The organism is Aeromicrobium jepli (genome assembly GCF_047246605.1).
Taxonomy (GTDB): Bacteria; Actinomycetota; Actinomycetes; order Propionibacteriales; family Nocardioidaceae; genus Aeromicrobium.
Map to the genome: position 1 here is coordinate 1 of NZ_JBFOKO010000002.1, position 25,234 is coordinate 25,234.

The 25,234-nt window shown below is 70.9% G+C and carries 27 protein-coding genes; 10 read left to right on the plus strand and 17 right to left on the minus strand.

Annotation, left to right across the window (positions count from 1 at the left end; translation table 11 throughout):
• Positions 1 to 73: 73 nt before the first annotated feature.
• The 3 genes from AB3M81_RS03705 to AB3M81_RS03715 are packed head-to-tail and all read right to left on the minus strand — an operon-like array spanning position 74 to position 1,953.
• Positions 74 to 1,093 (minus strand): LLM class flavin-dependent oxidoreductase, encoded by a 1,020-nt coding sequence (locus AB3M81_RS03705; protein WP_412902566.1) that lies wholly within the window; start codon positions 1,091 to 1,093, stop codon positions 74 to 76.
• A 27-nt stretch (positions 1,094 to 1,120) separates the two neighbouring features.
• Positions 1,121 to 1,345: a helix-turn-helix domain-containing protein gene (locus AB3M81_RS03710; RefSeq protein ID WP_412902567.1), complete on the minus strand. Its 225-nt coding sequence runs from the start codon at positions 1,343 to 1,345 to the stop codon at positions 1,121 to 1,123.
• On the minus strand, positions 1,345 to 1,953 hold the full coding sequence (locus tag AB3M81_RS03715) for a DUF2975 domain-containing protein (protein ID WP_412902568.1): 609 nt from the start codon (positions 1,951 to 1,953) through the stop codon (positions 1,345 to 1,347). The genes AB3M81_RS03710 and AB3M81_RS03715 overlap by 1 nt, the downstream gene beginning before the upstream one ends.
• Positions 1,954 to 2,053: 100 nt before the next feature.
• On the opposite strand from AB3M81_RS03715, the gene AB3M81_RS03720 reads away from it, so the two are divergent.
• Both AB3M81_RS03720 and AB3M81_RS03725 read left to right on the plus strand, forming a co-directional pair.
• Positions 2,054 to 2,569: a GNAT family N-acetyltransferase gene (locus AB3M81_RS03720; protein WP_412902569.1), complete on the plus strand. Its 516-nt coding sequence runs from the start codon at positions 2,054 to 2,056 to the stop codon at positions 2,567 to 2,569.
• A 15-nt stretch (positions 2,570 to 2,584) separates the two neighbouring features.
• Positions 2,585 to 2,995: a DoxX family protein gene (locus AB3M81_RS03725; RefSeq protein ID WP_412902570.1), complete on the plus strand. Its 411-nt coding sequence runs from the start codon at positions 2,585 to 2,587 to the stop codon at positions 2,993 to 2,995.
• On the opposite strand, the gene AB3M81_RS03730 is transcribed toward AB3M81_RS03725, so the two are convergent.
• From AB3M81_RS03730 to AB3M81_RS03740, 3 genes are read right to left on the minus strand one after another with little or no spacing between them, the layout of a single operon-like run.
• Positions 2,961 to 3,581: an alpha-ketoglutarate-dependent dioxygenase AlkB gene (locus AB3M81_RS03730; RefSeq protein ID WP_412902571.1), complete on the minus strand. Its 621-nt coding sequence runs from the start codon at positions 3,579 to 3,581 to the stop codon at positions 2,961 to 2,963. The two genes, AB3M81_RS03725 and AB3M81_RS03730, sit on opposite strands and share 35 nt — an antisense overlap.
• Before the next feature lie 49 nt (positions 3,582 to 3,630).
• Positions 3,631 to 4,776 (minus strand): serine hydrolase domain-containing protein, encoded by a 1,146-nt coding sequence (locus AB3M81_RS03735; protein ID WP_412902572.1) that lies wholly within the window; start codon positions 4,774 to 4,776, stop codon positions 3,631 to 3,633.
• A complete protein-coding gene (locus AB3M81_RS03740; protein ID WP_412902573.1) occupies positions 4,776 to 5,267 on the minus strand; it encodes a phosphoribosyltransferase in 492 nt (163 codons plus the stop codon). The genes AB3M81_RS03735 and AB3M81_RS03740 overlap by 1 nt, the downstream gene beginning before the upstream one ends.
• Positions 5,268 to 5,293: 26 nt before the next feature.
• Between AB3M81_RS03740 and AB3M81_RS03745 the strand changes: the two genes are divergently transcribed.
• The 5 genes from AB3M81_RS03745 (at position 5,294) to AB3M81_RS03765 (ending at position 10,121) form a co-directional block, all read left to right on the plus strand.
• Positions 5,294 to 5,932: an MBL fold metallo-hydrolase gene (locus AB3M81_RS03745; protein ID WP_412902574.1), complete on the plus strand. Its 639-nt coding sequence runs from the start codon at positions 5,294 to 5,296 to the stop codon at positions 5,930 to 5,932.
• A gap of 41 nt (positions 5,933 to 5,973) precedes the next feature.
• Positions 5,974 to 7,512: a UDP-N-acetylglucosamine 1-carboxyvinyltransferase gene (locus tag AB3M81_RS03750; protein WP_412902575.1), complete on the plus strand. Its 1,539-nt coding sequence runs from the start codon at positions 5,974 to 5,976 to the stop codon at positions 7,510 to 7,512.
• A 35-nt stretch (positions 7,513 to 7,547) separates the two neighbouring features.
• Positions 7,548 to 8,309: a glycerophosphodiester phosphodiesterase family protein gene (locus tag AB3M81_RS03755; RefSeq protein WP_412902576.1), complete on the plus strand. Its 762-nt coding sequence runs from the start codon at positions 7,548 to 7,550 to the stop codon at positions 8,307 to 8,309.
• The gene (locus tag AB3M81_RS03760) at positions 8,306 to 9,652 is read left to right on the plus strand and encodes an MFS transporter (protein WP_412902577.1); all 1,347 of its coding nucleotides are present in this window, start codon (positions 8,306 to 8,308) and stop codon (positions 9,650 to 9,652) included. The genes AB3M81_RS03755 and AB3M81_RS03760 overlap by 4 nt, the downstream gene beginning before the upstream one ends.
• An 85-nt stretch (positions 9,653 to 9,737) precedes the next feature.
• Positions 9,738 to 10,121: an RNA polymerase-binding protein RbpA gene (locus tag AB3M81_RS03765; RefSeq protein ID WP_412902578.1), complete on the plus strand. Its 384-nt coding sequence runs from the start codon at positions 9,738 to 9,740 to the stop codon at positions 10,119 to 10,121.
• Here the strand turns inward: AB3M81_RS03765 and AB3M81_RS03770 are convergent.
• Genes AB3M81_RS03770 through AB3M81_RS03780 form a run of 3 tightly spaced genes read right to left on the minus strand, consistent with a single transcriptional unit; the run spans position 10,111 to position 13,360 of the window.
• Positions 10,111 to 10,830: a polyprenol monophosphomannose synthase gene (locus AB3M81_RS03770; protein ID WP_412902579.1), complete on the minus strand. Its 720-nt coding sequence runs from the start codon at positions 10,828 to 10,830 to the stop codon at positions 10,111 to 10,113. The two genes, AB3M81_RS03765 and AB3M81_RS03770, sit on opposite strands and share 11 nt — an antisense overlap.
• A complete protein-coding gene (gene lnt, locus AB3M81_RS03775) occupies positions 10,827 to 12,284 on the minus strand; it encodes an apolipoprotein N-acyltransferase (RefSeq protein ID WP_412902580.1) in 1,458 nt (485 codons plus the stop codon). Before lnt ends, AB3M81_RS03770 begins: the two co-directional genes overlap by 4 nt.
• A complete protein-coding gene (locus AB3M81_RS03780) occupies positions 12,281 to 13,360 on the minus strand; it encodes a M24 family metallopeptidase (protein ID WP_412902581.1) in 1,080 nt (359 codons plus the stop codon). The genes lnt and AB3M81_RS03780 overlap by 4 nt, the downstream gene beginning before the upstream one ends.
• Before the next feature lie 95 nt (positions 13,361 to 13,455).
• Here AB3M81_RS03780 and AB3M81_RS03785 point away from each other — a divergent pair, with 95 nt between their 5' ends.
• From AB3M81_RS03785 to AB3M81_RS03795, 3 genes are read left to right on the plus strand one after another with little or no spacing between them, the layout of a single operon-like run.
• Positions 13,456 to 15,033, plus strand: coding sequence for a M28 family metallopeptidase (locus AB3M81_RS03785; RefSeq protein WP_412902582.1), 1,578 nt, complete (start codon positions 13,456 to 13,458; stop codon positions 15,031 to 15,033).
• A gap of 58 nt (positions 15,034 to 15,091) precedes the next feature.
• Positions 15,092 to 15,496: a PLDc N-terminal domain-containing protein gene (locus AB3M81_RS03790; protein ID WP_412902583.1), complete on the plus strand. Its 405-nt coding sequence runs from the start codon at positions 15,092 to 15,094 to the stop codon at positions 15,494 to 15,496.
• On the plus strand, positions 15,493 to 16,392 hold the full coding sequence (locus AB3M81_RS03795) for a 5'-3' exonuclease (RefSeq protein WP_412902584.1): 900 nt from the start codon (positions 15,493 to 15,495) through the stop codon (positions 16,390 to 16,392). Before AB3M81_RS03790 ends, AB3M81_RS03795 begins: the two co-directional genes overlap by 4 nt.
• Here the strand turns inward: AB3M81_RS03795 and AB3M81_RS03800 are convergent.
• The 8 genes from AB3M81_RS03800 to prcA all read right to left on the minus strand — a co-directional run bounded on the left by AB3M81_RS03800 (position 16,382) and on the right by prcA (position 25,231).
• Positions 16,382 to 19,102 (minus strand): DEAD/DEAH box helicase, encoded by a 2,721-nt coding sequence (locus tag AB3M81_RS03800; protein ID WP_412902585.1) that lies wholly within the window; start codon positions 19,100 to 19,102, stop codon positions 16,382 to 16,384. The genes AB3M81_RS03795 and AB3M81_RS03800 overlap by 11 nt on opposite strands.
• Positions 19,103 to 19,121: 19 nt before the next feature.
• Entirely contained in the window at positions 19,122 to 19,964 is an 843-nt protein-coding gene (gene tatC / locus AB3M81_RS03805; RefSeq protein ID WP_412902586.1) for a twin-arginine translocase subunit TatC, read from the minus strand.
• A gap of 5 nt (positions 19,965 to 19,969) precedes the next feature.
• Positions 19,970 to 20,188, minus strand: a complete 219-nt coding sequence (tatA, locus tag AB3M81_RS03810; RefSeq protein WP_412902587.1) for a twin-arginine translocase TatA/TatE family subunit — start codon at positions 20,186 to 20,188, stop codon at positions 19,970 to 19,972.
• A gap of 1 nt (position 20,189) precedes the next feature.
• Positions 20,190 to 21,161 carry a helix-turn-helix transcriptional regulator gene (locus tag AB3M81_RS03815; RefSeq protein ID WP_412902588.1) on the minus strand — a complete coding sequence of 324 codons (972 nt, stop codon included), beginning with the start codon at positions 21,159 to 21,161 and terminating at the stop codon, positions 20,190 to 20,192.
• Positions 21,158 to 22,114, minus strand: coding sequence for a helix-turn-helix transcriptional regulator (locus tag AB3M81_RS03820; RefSeq protein WP_412902589.1), 957 nt, complete (start codon positions 22,112 to 22,114; stop codon positions 21,158 to 21,160). Before AB3M81_RS03820 ends, AB3M81_RS03815 begins: the two co-directional genes overlap by 4 nt.
• 10 nt (positions 22,115 to 22,124) lie before the next feature.
• Complete coding sequence (locus AB3M81_RS03825) at positions 22,125 to 23,033, minus strand: FKBP-type peptidyl-prolyl cis-trans isomerase (protein WP_412902590.1); 909 nt, start codon at positions 23,031 to 23,033, stop codon at positions 22,125 to 22,127.
• 68 nt (positions 23,034 to 23,101) lie between these two features.
• Complete coding sequence (gene pafA / locus AB3M81_RS03830) at positions 23,102 to 24,463, minus strand: Pup--protein ligase (protein WP_412902591.1); 1,362 nt, start codon at positions 24,461 to 24,463, stop codon at positions 23,102 to 23,104.
• Between the two features lie 75 nt (positions 24,464 to 24,538).
• Positions 24,539 to 25,231 carry a proteasome subunit alpha gene (prcA, locus tag AB3M81_RS03835; protein ID WP_412902592.1) on the minus strand — a complete coding sequence of 231 codons (693 nt, stop codon included), beginning with the start codon at positions 25,229 to 25,231 and terminating at the stop codon, positions 24,539 to 24,541.
• Positions 25,232 to 25,234 lie beyond the last annotated feature (3 nt).

A 25,234-nucleotide genomic window follows, 5' to 3' on the forward strand; every position in this document is an offset into this window, starting at 1 on the left:
AGACATCTCCACTAAGCCGGGAGGTCCTCCTCTTTCACAAGCCCCGTGTCACCAACGTGTCTGCCGAGTACAGCTAGCGCCAGCCGAGCGCCGGCGCGACGTGCGTCAGCAGGCTCTCGACGAGGTGCGCGTTGTAGTCGACGCCGAGCTGGTTCGGCACGGTGATCAGCAGCGTGTCCGCCGCGGCGATCGCCGAGTCCTCGGTCAGCTCCTTGACCAGCACGTCGGGCTCGGCGGCGTAGGTCCGGCCGAAGCGCGCCGCCCCGCCCTCGAGGAAGCCGACCTGGTCGGTGCTGCGGGACTCGTGGCCGAAGTACGCCCGGTCGAGGTCGCTCACGAGGGGCATGATGCTGCGGCTCACGGACACGCGCGGCTCGCGCTCGTGGCCGGCCTCCTTCCACGCGTCGCGGAAGCGCTGGATCTGCTCGGCCTGCAGCTCGTGGAACGGCACGCCGGTGTCCTCGGTGAGCAGCGTCGAGCTCATCAGGTTGAGGCCCAGTCGGGCGGTCCACTCGGCGGTGGCGCGCGAGCCGGCGCCCCACCAGAGTCGGTCGCGCAGGCCGGGCGAGTGGGGCTCGACGCGCAGCAGGCCCGGCGGGTTCGGGAACATCGGGCGCGGGTTGGGCTGCGCGAAGCCCTTCCCCTCGAGGACCTGCAGCAGGACCTCGGTGTGCTGGCGCGCCATGTCGGCGTCGCTCTGTCCCTCCGGCGGCACGTACCCGAAGTAGCGGAAGCCGTCGACGACCTGCTCCGGTGATCCCCGGCTGATGCCGAGCTGGAGCCGGCCACCGGAGATCAGGTCGGCCGCGCCGGCGTCCTCGGCGAAGTACAGCGGGTTCTCGTACCGCATGTCGATGACGCCCGTGCCGATCTCGATGCGCGAGGTGCGCGCGCCGATCGCGGCCAGCAGCGGGAACGGCGAGGCGAGCTGGCGGGCGAAGTGGTGGACGCGGAAGTACGCGCCGTCGGCGCCGAGCTCCTCGGCCGCCACCGCCAGGTCGATCGACTGCAGCAGCGCGTCGGAGGCCGAGCGCGTCCCCGAGTGGGGAGAGTCGGACCAGTGGCCGAAGGACAGGAAGCCGATGTTCTTCACACTCGGGTCAACGTCCGCGCGCCGGTTTCATTCCGTCACGACGAGAAGGTCGCCCACCTCGCACCCCAGCGCATCGCAGATCGCGGTGAGCGTCGTGAACCGGATCGCCTTCGCCCGGTCGTTCTTCAGGACCGAGAGGTTGACGACGGTGACGCCCACGAGCTCGGCCAGCCGCGTGAGGGTCATCCCGCGCTCGGCGAGCAGCTCGTCGAGCCGGCAGTGGACCCGGTGGGCCTCGTCCTCCGGTGGCATCAGACCAGGCCGTCGCTGTCGCGCTGCATCCGCTCGCCCGTGTGGAAGGCGGCGGCCACGCAGCCGGCGACCATGGCGGCGAACAGGTACAGGAACGAGATGCTCACGGTGATCCGGAAGCCGGCGTCGGGGTCCTCGCTCAGCAGCGCGAGGGCGCCGTTGCCGGCCGCCGTGCTCGCGACCGCCGTCAGCAGCCACCCCACGACCGTCGCGAGCGCGGCGGTCGTGACCAGTCGGGTGTTGCGGCGGCTGAAGTAGTGCCCCGCGCCGATGTTGCGCAGCAGCCAGGCCAGGCACACCAGGACGGTGATCACGGCGGCGGCGGGCACCACCGCCGCGGCGATCGCAGCGATGTACGTGCCCGGCGGCAGGTCCGAGACGTGGACGGTGAAGCGGTCGACCTCGGCCGGGACCGCCCGGCCGACGCCCTCGATGGCGAGCGTCTGCGAGGACGCCGTGACCTGCACGTCCACCGGCACGTCCTGGTTCGGCAGGACCTCCGCGAGGCGGGCGATCGCGTCCCAGAGCGTCGCGATGATGCCCACCAGCGCGAGTGCGAGGGTCAGCCAGACGTCCGACCTCGTGGCGGTGCCGAAGGGTGCCTTCATGACGAACTCCATCCATATCGAATCTCGATGTTATCGAAACGCGATATGCCATCGTCGTCAATGACCCCACCAAGGGTCACGCGACTGTCACACTGGGCGCATGCCCGTGACCCGCCTCGTCGCCGCGACCGACGCCGAGGCGCTCGCGGACGTCCTGCACCGCAACCGCGACGCGATGGCCGCCATCGAGCCTCAGCGCCCACCGGCGTACTTCACCCCGAAGGGACAGCGCGCGATCATCCAGGACGCACTGCGCCGTCACGCCGAGGGCCTGTCGTTCCCGCGCGTGATCCTCGACGGCGACGACGTCGTCGGCCGGGTGAACCTGAACGAGATCGCCCTGGGCCCGGCGCGTCGCGGCGTGCTGGGCTACTACCTCGACGCCCGGGCGCAGGGCCGCGGCCTGGCGACCCGCGCCGTGGACGAGATCGTGACCCTCGCCTTCGGCCGCCTCGGGCTGCACCGGATCGAGGCCGCGACCCGGCTCGACAACGAGGCGAGCCAGCGCGTCCTCGAGCGCAACGGGTTCCGCAGCTTCGGGGTCGCGCGGGACTACCTGCGCGTCGGCGGCGACTGGCAGGACCACGTGCTCTACGAGCGGATCGACTCCCGGTGACCTAGCGTCGTCGCCATGAGGACCGTCGCCAGGCTGCTGCTCGGAGCCGTGCTCGCCTTCGCCGGCGTCAGCCACCTGACGTTCGCCCGCCAGGAGTTCCAGGCGCAGGTGCCGCGGAGCATCCCGATCGACGAGGACGTCACCGTCGTGGTGTCCGGGATCGTCGAGATCGCCCTGGGTGCGGCGCTCATGGCCCTGCCGCGCCACCGGCGAGTCGTCGGGCTCGTCGTCGCGGCGTTCTTCGTGGCCGTCTTCCCCGGGAACGTCGCCCAGCACCTCAACCACGCGGACGGCTTCGGCCTCGACACCGACCGCGCGCGGTTCCTGCGGCTGTTCTTCCAGCCCGTCCTCGTGCTGTGGGCGCTGTGGTCGACCGACGCGCTGAGGGTGCTCACCGAACGCCGGCGACGCGGAACTGCACGCTGATCCTCGGGCCGACCGCCTTGGCGGTCTTGAGGATCGCGTGCTCCCACGTGCGCTGGCAGCTGCCGCCCATGACCGACAGGTCGCCGTGGCCGAGGCTGAAGCCCGTCTGGGGTCCGCCGCCGGCGGGGCGCAGGCTGAGCCGGCGGTGCTCCCCCAGCGAGACGATCGCCACCATCGTGTCCTCGGTGCGGCTGCGGCCGATGCGGTCGCCGTGCCACGCGACCGAGTCGTTCCCGTCGCGGTAGTAGCACAGCCCCGCCGTCACGAACGGCTCGCCGAGCTCGTCCGCGTAGTGCTGCGAGAGCGCCTCCCGGGCCTGCTCCAGCGCCGGGTGCGGCAGCGGCCGGCCCTGTCCGTAGAAGCACAGCAGCCGTGGCACGTCGACGACGCGGTCGTACATCTCGCGGCGCTCACCACGCCAGGGCACCTCGCTCTGCAGCGTCTCGAACAGCTCGTCCGCGCCGCTGATCCAGCCGGGCAGCGTGTCGACCCACGCGCCCCGCGTCAGCTCGTGCCGCTCGACCCCCGTCAGCGGACCGACGCGCACCCCCGCGTCACCGTCCAGCAATGATCCTTGGAACCACATGACAGCACTGTACGCCCTTTGATCGAACGTTCGTTCGATCCGGGGCGTGTCACGGCGCGTGGACCGCGGTCCAGAAGGCGTCGAGGTACGCCGGCGGCTGGGGCGAGCCCAGCCCCTGCCGCGTCAGCAGCACGCCGCCGACGCCCGACGCGGGGTCGACCCACAGGCTCGTGCCCGTGCCGCCGTCCCAGCCGAACCGCCCGGGGTGCGATCCGGGGTACCGGGCCTCGCGGTCGACGCCGAAGCCCAGGCCCCACCCCATCGAGGGCTCGAGGAACTCGTGCGCCATGGCGTCGGCCGCACCCGTCAGCCAGTCGGTCCGCAACAGCGCGACCGAGGCCGGCGAGATCACCCGGCCGCGTGGTCCGCGTCCCTCGCGCACCAGCATCTGCACGAACCGGGCGAGGTCGGCGACCGTGGACAGCAGGCCCGTCGCGCCGCCGCGGAACACCGGCACGGTCATGAGCCGCGGGTCGCCCCACGGCGCCACCTCGACGAAACGGCCCGCGCGGTTGGGGAAGAGCGCCGACGAGACGCGGTCGACATCCCGGATGCCGACGCTGTACCCGGTCTCGTGCATGTCCAGGCGGTCGAGCAGCCGCTCGCGGAGCACGAGGTCGAGCCGGCGCCGGGTGGCTCGCTCGATCAGGACCGAGACGGCGTCGAAGGAGAACTGGTACAGCCAGCCCTCCCCCGGCTGGTGCGCCATCGGCAGCGCGCCCGCGAGCTCGGCCCAGCGGTCGGGCCGCACGACCGGCGACGTCCACGTCGAGACGATGTCGCTGCGGGACACGGCCGAGGGCCACGGCGCCTCACCCGGCGTGACCATGTCCCAGCCGATCCCGAGTCCCATCTGGAGCAGGTCGCGCAGCGACGTCGGCCGCCCGGCCGGGACCGTGTCCTCCAACGCGCCGTCGCGCGCCCGCAGCACGCGGCGGCCGGACAGCTCCGGCAGCCACCGGTCGACCGGCGCGTCGAGCGCGAGCACCCCGTCCTCCACCAGGGCCAGGGCGAGGACCGCCACGATCGGCTTCGTGATCGAGGCGATCCGGAAGATCGTGTCTCGCCGCACGGGGCCGGTGGCGCCGAGCGTGACGACCTGGCGCTCGCCGGAGACGACGGCCCACGCGGCCCCCGGAACGTCCATGGCGGCGGCCACGTCGGGCATCGTCGCCGCGACGCGGCCGGCGGACATCAGGCGTCCTGCACGCCCGTGCGCGGGGTGATGACGGGCTCGCTCGACCACGGGAAGTTGATCCACAGGTCCGTTCGCTTCCACGCGTAGTCGGGCGTGATGACGGACCGCGGCTTCTCGTAGATGACCGCCGTACGGACCGTCCCGGCGTGCTCGTCGCACACCCGCGCCACGAGCTCCAGCGTCCTGCCGCTGTCCGCCACGTCGTCGACGACGAGGACGGACGCGTCCCGGAGCTCGTTCAGGTCCAGGAACGGCGGCAGCAGCGTCGGCTCCTCGCGTGTCGTGCCGACGCCGGTGTAGAACTCGACGTTCATCGTGAACAGGCTCTTGCAGTCCAGCGCGTACGCCACCGAGCCGGCCGGAACGAGGCCGCCGCGGGCGATGCCGAGCACGATGTCGGGGACGAAGCCCGAGTCCGCGACGGCCTGGGCCAGCTCGCGGACGGCCGCGCCGTAGGTCTCCCACGTCAGGATCTCGCGCTCGTCCATGGCCCCATCGTGGCACGATGGCGACCATGGACGTCACTCGTCACGGCCACGCCGCCGTGCTCGTCGAGGCCGCCGGATCCCGCGTGCTGCTCGATCCGGGCGTGTTCAGCGCCTCGGCGTTCGAGCTCACGGGACTCGACGCGATCGTCGTGACCCACCAGCACCCCGACCACCTCGACCGCGACCGCATCGACGCGCTCGTCGCGGCCAACCCGCAGGCGCGGCTGCTGGCCGAGCCCGAGACGGCCGAGACGCTCGAGGGCTGGGAGGCGACCGGCGACGGTGTGACGTTCGCCATCGGGGCGCTGACCCTGACCGGGGTCGGCTCCCGCCACGCCGAGATCGTTCCGGCCCTCCCCCGCGTCGGCAACGTCGGCGTCCTGGTGAGCGCCGAGGGCGAGCCCACGTTCTTCCATCCCGGCGACACGTACGAGTACCGGCCGGAGGGCGTCGACATCCTGGCGTTCCCGCTGTCGGCGCCGTGGGCGAAGGTCAGCGAGACGGTCGACTTCGTGCGCTCGGTCGCCCCACGGACGGCCTTCCCGATCCACGACTGCACGGTGGCCGACGTCGCGTACGGCATCTACTGGACGCACGTCGAGAACCACGGCGGGGTGCCGGACCTGCAGCGCCTGGGCCAGACGGACGCCCTCACGTCACACTGACGTCGCCTTGGTTTATCTCACATCTGAGATACGCTGGGCGAATGACTGAGAGCGACAACTACCTCGCCCGGATCGGCACCCTGATCCGGGACGCACGCCAGCACTCGGGCCTCACCCAGGCCCAGCTCGCGGCCGAGCTCCGCACCAGCCAGAGCGCCGTCAACCGCATCGAGAAGGGCCAGCAGAACCTGACCCTCGACATGCTCGCGCGCATCGGATCCGCCCTGGACTCCGAGCTCGTCAGCGTCGGCACCACCACCGGTCCCAGCCACCTGCGCGTCAAGGGCGGCACCACGCTCTCGGGCAGCATCGACGTGAAGTCCAGCAAGAACGCCGGCGTCGCGCTGCTGTGCGCCGCCCTGCTGAACACCGGCACCACGGTCCTGCGCAAGGTCGCGCGCATCGAGGAGGTCAACCGCCTGCTCGAGGTGCTCGAGTCCATCGGCGTCAAGACGACGTGGCTCAACGACCAGAACGACCTCGAGCTCGTCGTCCCCGAGGACCTCGACCTGCGCGCCATGGACGCCGCGGCCGCCCGCCGCACGCGCAGCATCATCATGTTCCTCGGTCCGCTCATGCACCGCGTCGAGGAGTTCGAGCTGCCCTACGCCGGCGGCTGCGACCTCGGCACCCGCACCGTCGAGCCGCACATGACGGCCCTGCGCCCCTTCGGCCTCAAGGTGCTCGCCACGGACGGCAGCTACCACGCCTCGGCCGCCCGCGGCGTCGCTCCCGAGCGCCCGATCGTGCTCACCGAGCGCGGCGACACCGTCACCGAGAACGCCCTGCTCGCGGCCGCGCGCCACGACGGCGTCACGGTCATCCGGAACGCCAGCCCGAACTACATGGTCCAGGACCTGTGCTTCTTCCTGGAGAAGCTCGGCGTCCGGATCGAGGGCATCGGCACCACCACGCTGCGCGTCACGGGCAAGCGCGACATCCGCGGCGACGTGGACTACGCGCCCAGCGAGGACCCGATCGAGGCCATGAGCCTCATCACCGCCGCGATCGTCACGAGCTCGCAGATCACCGTGCGCCGCGTGCCGATCGAGTTCATGGAGATCGAGCTGGCCCTGCTCGAGGAGATGGGCTTCCGCTACGACCGCTCGGCGGAGTACCTCGCCGAGAACGGGCACACGCGCCTGGTCGACATCACGACGCATCCGTCGAAGCTCAAGGCCCCGATCGACAAGATCCACCCGATGCCGTTCCCCGGCCTCAACATCGACAACCTGCCGTTCTTCGCGGTCATCGCCGCGACGGCCGAGGGCCAGACGATGCTGCACGACTGGGTCTACGAGAACCGCGCGATCTACCTGACCGAGCTCAACAAGCTCGGCGCGCAGGTCAAGCTGCTCGACCCGCACCGCGTGCTGATCGAGGGACCGACGCACTGGAGCGGCACCGAGCTGGTCTGCCCGCCGGCCCTGCGCCCCGCCGTGGTCATCCTCATCGCGATGCTGGCCGCCAAGGGCACGTCGGTGCTGCGCAGCGTCTACGTCATCAACCGCGGCTACGAGGACCTCGCGCTGCGCCTGAACGCGCTCGGCGCCGAGATCGAGACCTTCCGCGACATCTGACGGTCCGGAGCCGGCTCGTGGCCTAGGTTGGTCGCGTGAGGACACCGCCGTACCTCGAGCCGGCCCCGCCGATCGCGTTCGCCCACCGGGGTGGCGCCAAGGTCGACGCCAATCTCGGGATCGAGAACTCGCTCGCCGCGTTCACGCACGCCTACGAGCTGGGCTACCGGTACATGGAGACCGACGTGCGGTGCAGCCGCGACGGCGTCGTCTACGCGTGCCACGACGAGCGGCTGGGCCGGCTGCTGGGCCGGGACACCGCGATCGCCGACCTGGACTCGGCCGAGATCGACCGGGCCCTGCTCGGCGACCGCGAGCCGATCGTGCGCCTCGAGGACCTCGTCCACGCGCTGCCGGAGGCGCGTTGGAACATCGACGTCAAGGCCGACGACTCCGTCGACGCCACGTGCGACCTCGTCGAGCGGCTCGGCATCCTCGACCGCATCTGCCTGGCGTCGTTCTCGCACCGGCGCCTCGTCCGCATGCGCGCCCGGCTCCCCCGGGTCGTCACCTCGGCCTCCTCGCGCGAGGTGGCGCAGCTGGTGCTCACCCGGCGCGTGCCGGCCGCGCCGCTGATCTTCCAGGTGCCGGTGCGGCACGGCCGCGCGCCGGTCATGACGCCCGGATTCCTGAGACGAGTCCATCGCGCGGGCAAGCTCGTGCACGTGTGGACCGTCGACGACCCGGCCGAGATGACCCGGCTGGCCGACCTCGGCGTGGACGGCATCATGACCGACCGCACCGACCTGCTCAAGGACGTGCTGCTCCAGCGCGGCCAGTGGAAGGAACCCGCATGACCGACGACGTCGTCGCCACCCGCACCGACCGGGGCCGTGTCGTGGCCTGGGGCCTGTGGGACTGGGGCTCGGCCGCCTACAACGCCGTCATCGTGACGTTCATCTTCTCGGTGTACCTCGTCGACGCCGTCGGCGACGACGTCCCGGGCCCGTTCCGCGCGGCCACGTGGCTCGGGCTGTCGAGCGCGGCCGGCGCAGTCCTCATCGCGCTGCTCGCCCCAGCGCTGGGCCGCCGCACCGACGCCGACGGGCGGCGCAAGAGCAGCCTGCTGTGGCTCACGATGGCGGTCGTGGCGATCACGGCCTCCCTGTTCTTCGTCGAGAACGACTGGCACTTCCTGTGGCTCGGGCTCGTGCTCATGGCGGCGGGATCGGTCATCTTCGAGCTCACGCAGGTCCCCTACTTCGCGATGCTGCGGCAGGTTTCCACCCCCGACAACGTCGGCCTGGTCTCCGGGTTCGGCTGGGCGATGGGCTACTTCGGCGGCATCGTGCTGCTGCTGATCTGCTACTTCGGCTTCGTCACCGGCGACGGCGACACCCGCGGCCTGCTGGGCGTCCCCTCCGAGAACGGCCTCAACATCCGGCTCATCGCGCTCGTCGCGGCGGTGTGGTTCCTGCTGTTCGCGATCCCGCTGTTCCGCAAGGTCCCCGAGCTGCCGGCCTCCGCCAACGACGTCGCGCCCAGGGCGGGGCTGCTGGACTCCTACCGGGGCATCTGGAACGACATCCGCGCGATGTGGCGCGAGGACCGCGGCACGCTCAAGTTCCTCATCGCGAGCGCGTTCTTCCGCGACGGGCTCGCCGGCGTCTTCGCCTACGGCGCCGTCCTGGCCGTCTCCGTGTACGAGATCACGAAGGATGACGTCATCCTCTTCGGCATCGCCGCGAACGTGATCTCCGCCGCCGGCGCGCTGCTCGCCGGACGCTGGGACGACCGCATCGGCCCGCGGGCCGTGATCGTGTTCTCGCTCACGTCCATGCTCGTCTTCGGGGCGGTCCTGCTGTTCGTCTCCGGCCCCACCATGTTCTGGATCTTCGGCCTCGGCCTGTGCCTGTTCGTCGGGCCCGCGCAGTCGGCCGCGCGGACGTACCTCACGCGCATCACGGCACCCGGTCGCGAGGGACAGAACTTCGGCCTGTACGCCATGACGGGACGGGCCGTGTCGTTCATGGCCCCGTTGTTCTTCGCCCTCTCGATCTGGGCGGGCAACCTGCTGTTCGGCGAGGACACCGACCGGTGGGGCATCGCCGGCATCATGGTCGTCCTGGCCACCGGCCTCGTCCTGCTGCTGCGAGTCCCGGCGCACGTCGAGGACCGTGCGCGTGCGCTCACCCCTTGACTCGGCGAAACTTTTCCTCTCAGGGGAATCTCACGCATCTGTCGTACGTTGGACAGGACGGAGACCTTCAGAAGGGGGACCGAACATGGCAGAACGAGCCTTGCGCGGAGCGCGGCTGGGAGCCCAGAGCTTCGAGGACGAGCGCGGTGTCGAGATGGCGCCTCGCCAGCAGATCGAGTACGTGTGCGCCGACGGCCACACCTTCACCGTCACCATGTCGGACGAGGCCGAGGTGCCCGCCGAGTGGGAGGACCCCAAGACGGGTCAGATGGGACGCCGCGTCGGCGGCGCCGAGCCGGAGGCCAAGGACGAGAAGCCCGTCCGCACGCACTGGGACATGCTGCTGGAGCGTCGATCGGAGGCCGAGCTCGAGGAGATCCTGACCGAGCGGCTGGAGATGCTGCGCGGTGGCGAGATCGGCCCGCCGCACCTGCACCGCAAGTCACGGAGGAAGTCCGTCAGCGCCTGACGGGATTCATCCGCTGGAGGCCCCACACGGTGACCCGTGTGAGGGCCTCTTTCACGATGGCGAAGCTCATCTTCGACTGGCCGTGAACCCGCTCGACGAACGTCACGGGCACCTCGGCGACCTCGAGTCCGGCCAGGCGGGTCTGGCGCGTCATGTCGATCTGGAAGCAGTAGCCCTGCGACTCGACCGCGTCGAGGTCGATCGCCTCGAGCGTCTCACGCCGGAACGCCCGGAAGCCGGCGGTGGCATCCTTCACGCCGAGGTCCAGCATGAGCCGCGCGTAGAGCGAGGCCGCACGCGACAGCGCCTCGCGGCGCTTGGGCCAGTTGACGACCTTGCCGCCGGGCACCCAGCGGGACCCCAGGGTCAGCGGCACGCCCGCGCGAGCCGAGTCCAGCAGCCGCCCCAGGTCCTCGGGGCGGTGCGAGCCGTCGGCGTCCATCTCGACCAGGACGTCGTAGTCGCGGGCCAGTCCCCACGCGAAGCCGGCACGGTACGCCGCGCCCAGGCCCTCCTTGCCCTGACGGTGCAGGACGTGGATGCGGGGGTCGCGCTCGGCCAGCTTGTCGGCGATCTCGCCGGTGCCGTCGGGCGAGTTGTCGTCGGCGACGAGGATCTCGACCTCGGGCTGCTGCTGCAGGACGCTCTCGCAGATCCAGCTGACGTTGTCAGCCTCGTTGTAGGTCGGGATGATGACCAAGGCCTTCATCGTCGCTCCGTTCGTAACCGGCGTTTACCGAGGACCCATCCTGCCACGGACATGACGTGGATCACCAGAGTGAGCCAGTCGCCGTATCGCGTGGCCGGCGTGGTCCCTTGTGCCAGTTGTACGTCCTCCACGAGCGTCTCGGGCGTCTTCTCGGCAGCTCGTGCCACGACGTGGCCCGTGGGGTCCACGACGCCGGAGATCCCGTTGGTCGACGCGACCGTCACCCACCGCCCCGTCTCGATCGCGCGCAGCCGCGAGATCGCCCACTGCTGCTGCGGCTGGACCCCGCGGCCGAAGTCCATGAAGCTCGCGTTGCTGGTCTGCACCGCCAGCAGCTCGGCGCCCTGGTCGACGGCGCCGTGCACGGCCCCGTCGTAGGCGATGTCCCAGCAGATCGTCAGCCCGACCGTGGTGCCCGCGACCTTCATCGCGCCGGGCTCGTCGCCCGCGAGGATGTCGCGCGGGATGTCGCGGTCGAAGCGCGGCACGATGGGCCCGAGCTGCTGGCGGAACGGCACGTACTCGCCGTACGGCACGATGTTCTGCTTGAGGTAGACGTCCTCGTGCGGCCCGTTCTCGTCCACGCGCACCGAGGCGTTGTAGGCCGAGTCGTCGGTGGGGCCGTTGAGGATCGCCCCGACCAGGATCGGCGCGCCCAGGCGCCGGGACAGGTCGGTGACCTCGTCGCGCGCGTAGGCGTTGTCGAAGACGTCGAGGTCCGAGCCGTTCTCGGGCCACAGCACGAGGTCGACGGGCCGGTCGATCCGCTCGGTGGCGGCCACGTGGAGCCGGAAGATCGCCGCGCGCGGCCACTGCAGGAACGGGCCGGGCGTGTTGCCCTGCACGACCGCGACGCTGCGCATCCCCGCCCCGTCGGCGATCCCCGTGGGCAGCAGCATCCCGACGAGCGGGACGGCGACCGCGGCCGCCAGCGCCACGAGGCGCCGGTCCGTGACGGCGACGACGAGCAGCGCCGCCGCGAGCGCCATGAGGAACGACGTGGCGGGCATCGCGACGAGGCGCACCCAGCCCTCGAACGGCGTGTCGATCGCGGTGTGCGCCAGGCGGCCCCACGGGAAGCCACTCAAGGGGAAGGCCCCGCGCACCTGCTCGCCCGAGGTCCACAGGGCGGCGGCCCACAAGGGCCACCAGGGCGCCTGCACCGTCGCCCGCATCAGCAGGGTGATGACGGACAGGAAGAGCGCCTCGACGGCGACCAGCGCCACCCAGGCCCACGGGTCGACGGCGTTCATCCACCAGATGAGCGGCCCCATGAACGCCAGCCCGAAGACCAGGCCGGTCAGCAGGACCGAGCGGACGGGCGCGTCGCGCAGGCTGCGGGCGAGCGCGAAGTGGCCCGCGACGGCCAGCACCATGAGGCCGGGCACCGCGAGCGGCTCGAACGCCGCGGCGGACGCGACGCCCAGCAGCGCCGCCGCGAGCAGTCGTCTCACAGGCGCACGAGATCGCGAGGCTGGTTGTTCAGCACCTCGATGCCGTCCTCGGTGCACACGACGATGTCCTCGATGCGCGCGCCCCACTGGCCCTCGACGTAGATGCCCGGCTCGATCGAGAACGCCATGCCCGGCTCGAGCTCGAGCGTGTTGCCCTCGACGATGTAGGGCTCCTCGTGCGTCTCCTGGCCGATGCCGTGGCCCGTGCGGTGGATGAACAGCTCGCCGTAGCCGGCGTCCGCGATGATGCGGCGCCCGACGGCGTCGACGGACTCGGCCGTGACACCGGGACGGGCGTGCTCGCGCTGCGCCTGCTGGGCCTGCTGCAGGACCGTCAGCATGGCGAGGTAGCCCGGGTCGGGCTCGCCGCCCACGACGTAGTTGCGCGTCGAGTCCGAGCAGTAGCCCTTCGCCGTGGTGCCGCCGATGTCGACGACGACCGGCTCACCGGCGTTGATGACCCGGTCGGAGACCTCGTGGTGCGGCGACGCGCCGTTGGGCCCGGACCCGACGATCACGAAGTCGACCTGCTCGTGACCCTCGGCGAGGATGGCCGCGGCGATGTCCGCGCCGACCTCGCGCTCGGTGCGGCCGGGACGCAGCCACTCCCCCATGCGGGCGTGCACGCGGTCGATCGCCGCGCCCGCCTCGCGCAGGGCCTCGACCTCGGAGTCCTCCTTGACGGTGCGCAGGTCGGAGACCAGCTGGCCGCCCAGCACGAAGCCGGTCTCGGGGAACGCCTCCTGCAGGGCGAAGACGCGCGACGCCCACATCTGGTCGTCCACCGCGACCACGTCGGCGCGCCCGACGAGGTCGGCCACGACGGCGTAGGGGTCGTCGGTCTCGCCGAAGGTGACGATCGGGACCTCGACCCCGGACGCCTCCGCGGCGGCGCGCTCGAGCGCCGGCACGACGAGGTGGCAGCCCAGCTGCGTCACGACGAGGCACGTCAGCCGCTCGAGCGGCTTGGCGGCGTACCCGGTGAGGTAGCGCAGGTCGGCTCCGGGAGTCACGAGCAGGGCGTCAATGCCGTGCTGTCCGGCGAGGATGCGGGCACGGTCGAGGCGTTCGGTCACAGCGCAAGGGTATCTAGCGTCCACGACGATCCTGTGTGACCGTATCCAGTAGTGCTGCCAGACCGGCAGCCGATCACACCAGGATCGGGGGATCCATGAAGAAGGCAGTCATCGCCGCCTCGGCGGCGGTCCTCACCGCAGGCCTCGTGACCGCGTCACCCGCGGAGGCGAAGCAGGCACCGTCCGCTCCGGCTGGTCAGGCCAAGCAGCTGACCAAGGCCGTCACGGTCAACAACATCCTCAAGCACCTCCGCCAGTTCCAGACGATCGCGAACCGCAACGGCGGCAACCGCGCGTCCGGCCTGCCGGGTCACGACGCGTCGGTCGACTACGTCTCCCGCCAGCTCCAGGGCGCGGGGTACAAGGTCACGAAGCAGGCGTTCACGTTCCCGTTCTTCCAGGAGCTCAGCCCGACCACCCTCACCGTCAACGGCGAGGAGTACGAGACGGGCGCCTTCACCTACTCCGGCAGCGGGGACGTCTCGGGGCCGATCGTCCCGATCGACCTGCAGATCCCGCCGGGCGCCGAGCCGAACAGCAGCACGTCCGGCTGCGAGGCATCCGACTTCCCCGCCGCCCCGACGGGCGACGTGATCGCCCTCGTCCAGCGCGGAACGTGCAACTTCGAGGTCAAGGCCGACAACGCCGCGGCCGCCGGCTACGACGCCGTGATCGTCATGAACGAGGGTCAGGAGGGCCGCACCGACCTGGTGGTCGGCACGCTCGGCGTCCCGAAGGACATCCCCGTCGTCGGCGTCTCGTTCGCGGACGGCTCGGCGATCGCCGCCAGCGCGTCGCCCACCGGCACCGTCTTCACCGAGACCGAGTCGGACCCGAACCGCACGACCTACAACGTGATCGCCGACCTGCCGGCCAAGGACCTCAAGAAGATCAAGAACCCCGACCAGGTCGTCGTCGTGGGCGCGCACCTCGACAGCGTCACCGAGGGCCCCGGCATCAACGACAACGGCTCGGGCTCCGCGGGCATCCTCGAGATCGCCAAGCAGCTCAAGGCCACCAAGCTGGACCGCAAGCTCCAGCGTCCCGTCCGCTTCGCCTTCTGGGGCGCGGAGGAGCTGGGCCTGCTGGGCGCCGAGCACTACGTGAACACGCTCACCGAGGAGCAGCTGTCGCAGATCTACGCGAACCTCAACTTCGACATGATCGGCTCGCCGAACTACGCGCGCTTCGTGTACGACGGTGACGGCTCGGCCGACGGCACGCCCGGCGGCGAGGACGCCGGTCCCACGGGCTCGGCGGAGATCGAGCAGATCTTCACGGGCTACTTCGACCGCAAGAACCTGGCCAGCGAGCCCACCGCGTTCGACGGACGCTCGGACTACGGTCCGTTCATCGCCGTGGGCATCCCGGCGGGTGGCCTGTTCACGGGCGCGGAGGGCGTCAAGACGCCCGAGCAGGTCGAGCTGTACGGCGGCACAGCGGGCGTCGCGTACGACCCGTGCTACCACCAGGCGTGCGACACCATGTCGAACATCAGCGCCCAGGCGCTGTACGAGATGGGTGACGCGGCGGCCTACGCCGTCGCGACGCTCGCCCTGTCGAAGAAGGGCCTCTACCCCGATGGCAGCCGCAAGGCCGCCAAGCAGGGGCTCAAGGCGAAGGCGAAGGGCAAGGCGCTGGGCCACCGCGGCCACGCCGGCGCCCTGCGCTGACACCGGAGGCTGAGCGAACCACGCTCCCGCACCGACCCGGTCGTGCCATCATGACGGCATGTTCCTCTTCGGGTCGGTCGGGAGCGTGGTCGTTCTCGCGCTGTGGGTCTTCTGTCTCATCGACGTCATCACGACCGACGAGCACGCGTGCCGCAACCTCCCCAAGGGGATGTGGCTCATCGTGGTGATCCTGCTGCCGCTCGTCGGCTCGGTCGCCTGGCTCGTCGCCGGCCGCCCGCTCGCCGGCGCCCGCGACCTGCCCTACAAGGGCAACACGTCCGCCTCGGTCGCCGCGTCGCGCTTTCCCGAGTACGACCGTCCCGGCCGCCACGTCCCGGCGAACCCCGAGGACGACGAGGAGTTCCTGCGGCAGCTGCGCGAGCGCGCCGAGGAGCAGCGCCGCGCCTACCGCGAGCAGCAGCGCCTGCGTCACGAGGCGGAGGAGGGCGAGCCCACACCATGAGCTCGCGACTGCTGCTGCTCGACACGGCCAGCCTGTACTTCCGGGCGTTCTACGGCATCCCCGACTCGATCCGCGCCGACGACGGCACGCCCGTCAACGCCGTGCGCGGCATCCTCGACTTCCTCGCCACGCTGCAGGGCCGCTACGAGCCCGAGGCCGTCGTGGCCGCGTGGGACCAGGACTGGCGCCCCCAGTGGCGCGTCGACCTGCTCGAGACCTACAAGACCCACCGCGTCGCCGATCCCTCCGCCGGCACCGAGGAGACGCCCGACCTGCTCTCCCCGCAGGTGCCGCTCATCGCCGAGGCGCTCACGCTCGCGGGGGCGACGGTGGTCGGTGCTCCCGAGGCCGAGGCCGACGACGTGATCGGGACGCTGGTGAACCGGTGGGACACCGGCGTCGACGTCGTCACCGGCGACCGCGACCTGTTCCAGCTCGTCGACGACGAGCGCGACGTCCGCGTCCTGTACACGGCGCGCGGTGTCGGCAAGCACGACGTCGTGGACGCCGCCTGGGTGCGCGAGAAGTACGGCATCGAGCCGCACCAGTACGTCGACTTCGCGGTCATGCGCGGCGACGCCTCGGACGGCCTGCCCGGCGTGAAGGGCATCGGCGACAAGACGGCGGCCGCCCTGCTGGGCGAGTTCCGCGACCTCGACGGCATCCGCGCGGCGGCGCAGGACCCCTCGTCCTCGCTGAAGCCGCGCGTGCGGCAGTCGCTGCTGGACTCGGCTGACTACATCGACGCGGCGGTCGAGGTCGTCACGGTCCGTCCCGACCTCGACGTGCCCGATCCCGTCACGGGGATCGTCGACGCCGACGGCCTCGCCGCGTTCGGCGAGCGCTGGAACGTGGCCGGTCCCGTCGAGCGGCTGCTGGCCAGCGTCACGACGTGACGCTGGAGTAGGCCACCACGCCCGTCCGCAGCTCGTCCAGCGCCTGCCGCGCGGTGTCGCGCAGTGGCCCGGCGCCCGCGGCGTCGGCGATCTGCGCGACCGTGTCGATGAGCTGCTTCATGGCCCGCACGAAGTCGCCCGCGGCCATCTCGGCCGCGCCCAGCACGATGTCGAGGCTGGTCCCCTCGCACCACAGCCACACGGCGTGCGCGAAGCCGAAGTCCGGGCGGCGCAGGAAGCGCAGCCGGTGCTGGCGCTCCAGCTGGTCGAGCTCGAGCCAGAGCCGGCCCATCGACTCCGCCGCGTCCGCGACGGCCTTGGTCGGGTAGCGCGGCGGGGGCGCGTCCTCGGCGTTGCGGGCCTCGTACGTGAGCCCGCTGGCCACCGCGGCCAGCTCGGCGGGCGACAGGCCCTCCCAGATGCCGCTGCGCAGGGACTCGCTGACGACGAGGTCGGACTCGCCGTAGATCCGCTGCAGGCGCCTGCCCTCGGCGGTGACCTCGTCGCCGGCGAGGTAGCCGAGCGTGTCGAGGACCTCGCAGACGCGGTCGAACTGGCGCGCGACGCTGTTGGTGCGCTCCTTGACGCGCCGGCGCGTGTTCTCGGTCTCGCGGTCGAGCCGGATCATGCGCTCGGCCCAGCGCGCGTGCGACTCGCGGTCGGGGCACGCGTGGCACGGATGGTCGCGCATCCGGCGTCGCAGGTCCGCGATGCGCGGGTCCTCGGCGTGCGTGCTGTCGCGGTACGCCGCGCGGTACTCGGCCAGGTGGCCCGCGCGGTCCCGCAGCGAGGACGCCAGGTCACGGCGCGACTGGGCGTCGCGCGGGTTGAACGACTTGGGGATCCGCATGTTCATGAGCGGCTCGACCGCGGTCGGGAAGTCCACCGCCGCCAGCCGGCGCGCGTGCCGGTTCGCGGTCAGCACCATGGGGCGCGGGCCCTCGCGGTTGCCGGTGTCGGGGTCCAGCACGACGGCCAGGCCCGAGAACTTGCCCGCCGGCACGTTGATGACGTCGCCGCGGCGCAGGTTCATGAGCGCGTCCATGGCCTCCTCGCGCCGGGCGGCCTTGCGCGCCTTGGACCCGCTGGACTCGAGCTCGCCGAGCTCACGGCGCAGGCGCATGTACTCCATGAAGTCGCCCAGCTCGCACGAGGCGGACTCGCGGTACCCGGCGATCGCCTCGTCGGCCTTGCGGACCTGACGCGCCAGGCCGACGACGGCGCGGTCCGCCTGGAACTGGGCGAACGACTGCTCCAGGAGCTGGCGGGCGCGCCCGCGGCCCACCTGGTGCACGAGGTTGACGGCCATGTTGTACGAGGGCCGGAACGACGAGTTGAGCGGATACGTGCGGGTCGAGGCCAGGCCGGCCACGTGGCGGGCGTCGAGGCCGGGCTGCCACAGGACGACGCCGTGTCCCTCGACGTCGATGCCGCGGCGTCCGGCGCGGCCGGTGAGCTGGGTGTACTCCCCCGGCGTCACGTCGACGTGGCTCTCGCCGTTCCACTTCGTCAGCCGGTCGATCACGACCGAGCGGGCCGGCATGTTGATGCCGAGGGCGAGCGTCTCGGTCGCGAACACGACCTTGACCAGGCCCTCGCTGAACAGGTCCTCGACGCACTCCTTGAACGTCGGCAGCATGCCCGCGTGGTGCGCCGCGATGCCGCGGGCGATGCCCTGGCGGAACTCGTGGAAGCCGAGCACGGCGAGGTCCTCGTCGGGCAGGTGCGCGCACGCCGCGTCGACGTGCGCCTCGATCGCCTCGCGCTCCTCCGGCGTCGTGAGGTTCAGGCGCGCGGCCAGGCACTGCTCCACGGCCGAGGCGCAGCCCGCCCGGCTGAAGATGAACACGATCGCCGGCAGCAGGCCCTCCGCCTCGAGCTTCATGACGATGTCGATGCGGTCCGGCGTGCGGTGGCGGCTGCGCGGCCGGCGGCCGCCCTTCTCGGGACGGCGCGACCGGTTCTTGGCGAAGGCGCGGTTCCACTGCGCGTCGTCGCGGGCCATCTGCTCGAGCGTGTGGTTGACCTCGGTCGTGCCGGGCTCGAACAGGTCGAACATCTTGCGCCCGACCAGGACGTGCTGGTGCAGCGGGACGGGCCGCTTCTCCTCGAGGATCGTGACGGTGTCGCCGCGGACCTCGGTGAGCCAGGCGCCGAACTCCTCGACGTTCGAGACCGTCGCCGAGAGCGACACCACCGACACCGACGGCGGCAGGCCGATGATGACCTCCTCCCACACGGCGCCGCGGAAGCGGTCGGCCAGGTAGTGGACCTCGTCCATGACGACGTGGCCGAGCCCCTTCAGGGTCGGCGAGTTCGCGTAGATCATGTTGCGCAGCACCTCGGTGGTCATGACCACGATGGGCGCCTCGCCGTTGATCGTGTTGTCGCCCGTCAGCAGGCCGACGTTCTCGGCGCCGTAGCGCTCGGCGAAGTCGCTGAACTTCTGGTTCGACAGCGCCTTGATCGGCGTGGTGTAGAAGCACTTGCGGTTCGTCTCGAGCGACAGGTGCACCGCGAACTCGCCCACGAGGGTCTTGCCCGATCCGGTCGGCGCCGCGACGAGCACGCCGTGCCCCTCCTCGAGCGCCTTGCAGGCGCGCAGCTGGAAGTCGTCCAGCCCGAAGGGGTAGAGATCGCGGAAGGCCGCCACGTGGGGGTGCTTGCGGTCCTCGCGGAAGCGGGCGTACTGCTCGGCCGGGGTGGACATGCCTCCAGCCTACGGACGATCAGTCGTTCAGCCCCTCGGGCGCGTCGAGCGGCGAGGCCTCGTCGTCGTCCCAGCGCTGCTCGGTGCGGCCCCGGCGGCGGTCGGTGACACGCGCGATGATCTCGGCGACGAGGTACAGGAAGCTCATTGGGATCGCCAGGAACAGGAAGGTCACGGGGTCCACGGTGGGCGTCGCGACGGCGGCGAAGACGAAGATCGCGATGATGATCCATGGGCGCGCCCGGATCAGCTGGGCGCCGCTGACGGCGCCAATCCGGTTGAGCACCACGACCACCACGGGAATCTGCGCACCGACGCCGAACAGCACGATCATGCGGGTGGCGAAGCTGAGGTAGTCGGCGCCGTTGAGCAGATTGGTCCAGCCCTCGGGAGCGAAGCCGACGAGCAGCTCGATCGCCTTCGGGAACGTCCAGTAGCCGATCCACGCGCCCCCGAGGAACAGCGGGACGCACGTCGCGGTCAGCAGGACCGCCGCGCGCTTCTCGTGCCGGTGCAGGGCGGGCAGGACGAACGCCCACAGCTGCCACAGCCAGACCGGGGACGAGAACACCAGACCGGCGACGATGCTGGTGCGCAGCTGGAACTGGAAGGCGCCGCCGATGCCGCTGACGATGAGCTCGGTGTCGATGCCCTCGGCCTCGAGAGCCGGCCTGACCTGCTCGTAGGGAGCGGTCAGCCAGTCCAGGATCTGCGGGTAGAAGTACCACGCGACGATGACGCCGATCGCGACGGCGGCGAGCGCCTTGAACAGCCGCGAGCGCAGCTCGGCGAGGTGGTCGAGCAGCGGCATCTCGCCGCCGGGGCCGGGCTTGCGCCCGCCACGACCCAGTCCCAGCGCCACCTCCGTCAGGCGGTGGTGTCGTCGCGCCGCTCAGGGGCGGCCGGGTCGATCGCGCGCTTGGCGTCGGCCTGCTTCTCCTCGTTCTCGCTCTCGCGGATCTCGGACTTGAAGATGCGCAGGGCACGGCCCGAGCCACGGGCCAGCTCGGGGAGCTTGCGCCCACCGAACAGCAGGATGACGATCCCCAGGATGATGAGGATCTCGGTGGCACCGAGGTTGGGCATGTCAGGCTCCTTGTTCGCGGACGTCTCCATCGTACGCGGCGAGCGCAGCCCGAGCCGAACCCCTCACCTCGGCGGCGAAGTCCGCCGGCTCGACCACGCGCACGCGGCCGCCGGCGCGCATGACGATCCGGCGCAGCCACGACACGTCGCTGCCGGACATGCGGGCGCGCAGGGACCCGTCCGGGTGCTCGCTCAGCACCTCCATGCGGTACTGCTCGACCATCCACTCGGCCTCGGGCGCGACGTCGACGACCACCGTCGGCAGGTCCTTGCCGCGCGGGAACAGGTCCTCCAGGCGCGTGCGCGAGGCCGCGTCGGTCGTGACGGGCGCGTCCAGGACGTTCGCCGCGACGATCCGGTCGACCCGGAACAGCCGGTCCGCCTCGACCTTGTGGCACCACGCGGACAGGTAGCGGTGCCCGTCCTGCGTGAACGCGCGGTGCGGGTCGACGGTGCGCTCGCTCTGCTCGTCGCGCGTGTCGTTGGCGTAGACCATGTGCAGCTGCCGCTTGCTCGCGAGCGCCTCGGCGACGGCCGACTGGACCGCGGGATCGACCTCGGGCAGCAGCACGTCCACCGACGTGTCGACGTCGGTGCCGGCGGCCTCGGCGAGCTTGGCCAGCGCCGAGTCGATGATCTGCGCCTGGTCGCCGGCCGCGGACTGCCGCAGCGTGCGCAGCGCCACCATCAGCGCGGCGGCCTCGCTGCGCGAGACGCGCAGCGGACGCGACATGAACTCGGCGTCGCGGATGTGGACGACGCCGTCCTCCTCCAGCGCGGTGACGTCGAAGTCGATGAGCTCGCCGTGGAACTCGCCCCAGCCGGTGAGCATCATCATCTCCAGCTCGCGCTGGGCCTGGGCGGGACGGATCTTGAACTCGCGGGCGAGCTCGACGAGCGGGATGCCCTGGTTGCTCTGCAGGTACGGGACCATCGCGAGCATCCGCACGACCTGCTTGAGGGACGGGTTCACGCGTGCACCTGCGCGATCGTGGTCAGGCGCGCCACCACGGCGTCGCGCAGCGAGCGCGGCGAGACGACCACGACGTCGGGACCGTAGGACACGATGTCGTCGGCGAGGTCGGCCTCGATCGCGTAGGCGACCTCGACCTCGTCGGTGGCCTCGTCGATCCGGTCGATGCGGACCGCGTGGCGGCGCAGGGACTGCGCCCGGCCCGCGGAGATCCGCAGGACCGCCGAGGCGTCGGGCGTGGGCGGGTAGAGCGCGCGGGCGACCTGCTTGAGGTCGGCGTCGGCGGGGACCTCGTACTCACCCGGCTCGCCGTCGGGCTTGACGTCACCGACGATGCGCGAGAGCCGGAACAGGCGCGGCTCGCCGCGGTCGCGGTCGAACCCGCCCACGTACCAGTGCTCGCGGAACGACGTCATGCTCCACGGCTCGAGGTGGCGCAGCGTGGTCTCGCCGTCGGGACGGCTGTACTCGAACGCGATCGGCATGCGGCGTCCGGTCGCGTCGAAGACCGCGTCGAACGTGGGCTCGTTCGCCGTCAGTCGCGCCTCGGTCATCCGCAGCACGGAGGGGTCGAAGTCGTTGCCGATCGCCTTGAGCTTGGCCAGCGCCGTCGTGGTCTCGGCGGCCATGCCGGCGTGGTCCCACAGCTGCCCGGCCAGGCCGATGACGGCGGCCTCCTCGACCGTGAGGTCGATCTGCGGCAGCTCGACCTCGGTGCGCAGCAGCCGGTAGCCGGTGGTGCCGCCGAGGGCGTCGTGGGTGCCGGTCTCGATCTCCAGGCCCAGGTCGCGCAGCTCCTGCTTGTCGCGCTCGAACTTGCGCTCGAACGCGACGTCGGAGTCCTCGCGGTACTCGGCGATCGACGCGCGGATCTGGTCCTTGGTCAGGTACTGCTGCGTGGCCAGGAGGGTGAAGACGAGGTTCATCAACCTCTCGGTCTTCCGTTGGGCCATGGACGAAAGACTAACTGGCGTCGAGCAGGTCGACGACGAAGATCAACGGCCCGTCGGGCTGCTGGTTCTTCTTGGCGTCCTTGCCGTACGCGTCGTCCGACGAGCACGCCACGACGACGCGGCTGCCGAGGGTGTGGCCGGGCAGCTGCTCGCTCCAGCAGTCGATGACGCCGCCCTTGGCCAGCGAGAGCTGGCGCGGGCCGGTGGACCAGGACTCGTCGAAGACGTCGCCGTCGGGGTACTTCTGGCCGACGTACTGGACGCTCACGGTGGCGCCCTCCTTGACCTTGTCGCCGGTGCCCTTGATGAGCTCGTACGAGCGCGTCTTGGGCATCTTCGCCGCGGTCTGCTTGGTCGTGGTGAACTTGGCCGGCTGCTTCTTGTCGTTGTAGCTCAGCTTGGGCGCCCAGGCGGGAGCCTTGACGGCCTTGCCCTTGGCCTCGTTCGGGACCTTGCTGACGATGTCGAACAGGAAGACCATCGTGTCGTCCTTCTCCAGGCCCAGCGACTCCGCGCTCTGCAGCAGCGAGGCGCCGTCCTTCGACGGGACGGACACGAGGACGCGCGAGCCGATCTGCTTGCCGACCAGGCCCTTGTAGAAGCCCGGCAGCGCCGTCTTCTCGTTGAGCGTCAGCGTCATCGGCGACTCGTTCTTGTAGGAGTTGTCGAACTCCTTGCCGGTGCGGCCGTTGACGGCGATGTAGTTGATCTTGATCGTGTCGCCCTCGGCGACCTCGTCGCCGCCGCCGTCGTTGACCACGCGGGTCTGGGTCTTCTCGGTCTCGAAGTCCTTCTCGACGGTGACCTTGGGGGTGTCGCCCTTGGAGACCTCGACGTTGTCGAGTCCGGTGCCGCCTCCACAGCCGGTGAGGACGAAGGAAGCGGTGACCAGAGCGGTCACGAGAGCGGTACGACGCACGATGAGGATCCTCCTGGGTTCGATGCCGTGCCCACACTAACGGCCGATCCCAAGATGCGACTGAGAGGTCACATGGAGTCGATGAGGCGCTGCACGCGGTCGTCCTGCGAGCGGAACGGGTCCTTGCAGAGCACCGTCCGCTGGGCCTGGTCGTTGAGCTTGAGGTGGACCCAGTCGACCGTGAAGTCGCGGCGGCGCTCCTGCGCGCGGGCGATGAAGTCGCCGCGCAGGCGGGCGCGCGTCGTCTGCGGCGGGACCGACTTGGCGGTGAACACGTCGAGGTCCTTCGTCACGCGCGCGACGCTGCCCTTGCTCTCGAGCAGGTAGAACAGGCCACGGTCGCGGCGGATGTCGTGGTAGGCCAAGTCGAGCTGGGCGATGCGCGGGTCGGACCACGGCAGCTCGCGCTGCTGGCGGTACCGGTCCAGCAGGCGGTACTTGATGACCCAGTCGATCTCGCGCTCGACGAGGCTGAGGTCCTCGCTCTCGACCGCCTTGAGGGTGCGCTCCCACAGGTCCATCGCCCGGTCCGTCGTGGGCGTGTGCAGGCCGTTGCGGTCGACGAACTCGGCGGCCTTGGTGAAGTACTCGTACTGGATCTCCAGCGCGGACAGCTCACGGCCGTTGGCCAGCTGGACCTTGCGGCGCCCCGTCATGTCGTGCGAGATCTCGCGGATCGCCCGGATGGGGTTCTCGAGCGTGAGGTCGCGCATCGTGACGCCAGCCTCGATCATCCGCAGCACCAGGTCGGTGGTGGCGATCTTGAGCATCGTGGTGGTCTCGCTCATGTTCGAGTCGCCCACGATGACGTGCAGGCGGCGGAACCGCTCGGCGTCGGCGTGCGGCTCGTCGCGCGTGTTGATGATCGGCCGCGAGCGGGTGGTGGCGCTGGAGACGCCCTCCCAGATGTGCTCGGCGCGCTGGCTGACGCTGTAGACCGTGCCGCGCGGGGTCTGCTGGACCTTGCCCGCGCCGACGATGATCTGGCGCGACACGAGGAACGGGATCAGGACGTCCGCGAGCCGGCTGAACTCGCCGCCGCGGCTCACGAGGTAGTTCTCGTGGCAGCCGTACGAGTTCCCGGCGGAGTCGGTGTTGTTCTTGAACAGGTAGATGTCGCCCTCGACCCCGTCCTCGGCCAGGCGCTGCTGCGCGTCGAGCATGAGGCCCTCGAGGATCCGCTCCCCCGCCCGGTCGTGCGTGACGAGGTCGATGACGTCGTCACACTCGGGCGTGGCGTACTCGGGGTGGCTGCCGACGTCGAGGTAGAGGCGGGCGCCGTTGCGCAGGAACACGTTGCTGCTGCGTCCCCACGACACGACGCGCCGGAAGAGGTAGCGAGCCACCTCGTCCGGCGACAGGCGGCGCTGCCCATGGAACGAGCAGGTGACGCCGTACTCGTTCTCGATACCGAAGATCCGCCGGTCCATGCGGCCAGCCTAGACCCGCCTGCCGCACGCGCACGGCATCTCGGATCCGGTCCGGTCGCCCGGGCCGGCGGGCCGTCAGCCGAGCAGCTGTCCGACCTGCGACGGGTTGAGCCGCTTGAACTTGCGCGGCTGCGTCCGCGTGCGGTCCAGCACGGCCACCTCGAGGTCGCCCGGCGCGATCGTGCGAGCCGGATCGGCGTCGTTGCCCAGGGCCGTCGAGGCCAGGCGCAGCGCGTCGGCCAGCGGCAGGTCGGGCGTGAAGTGCGTGCTGAGGTACTCCTCGATCCGCTCGCTCTGACCGCCCATGACGCCGTACTGCGGCACGTCCGCGACGGAGCCGTCGTACATCAGCCGGTAGATCTGGTCGGGGCCCTCGTGCGAGCCGACCTCGGCCACGAAGATCTCGACCTCGTACGGCTTCTCGCCGCCGCTGGAGAAGATCGTGCCGAGCGTCTGGGCGTACGCGTTGGCCAGCCCGCGGCCCGTCACGTCGCTGCGGTCGTAGGAGTAGCCCCGCAGGTCGGCCAGCCGGACGCCGGCGATGCGCAGGTTCTCGAACTCGTTGTAGCGGCCGACGGCGGCGAACCCGATGCGGTCGTAGATCTCGCTGATCTTGTGCAGCGCGCGGGACGGGTTCTCGGCGACGAAGACGATGCCATCGGCATAGCGCAGGACGGCCACCGAACGGCCTCGGGCGATGCCCTTGCGGGCGAAGTCCGCCCGGTCCTTCATGAGCTGCTCGGGCGAGACGTAGAACGGAGTGGACATGAC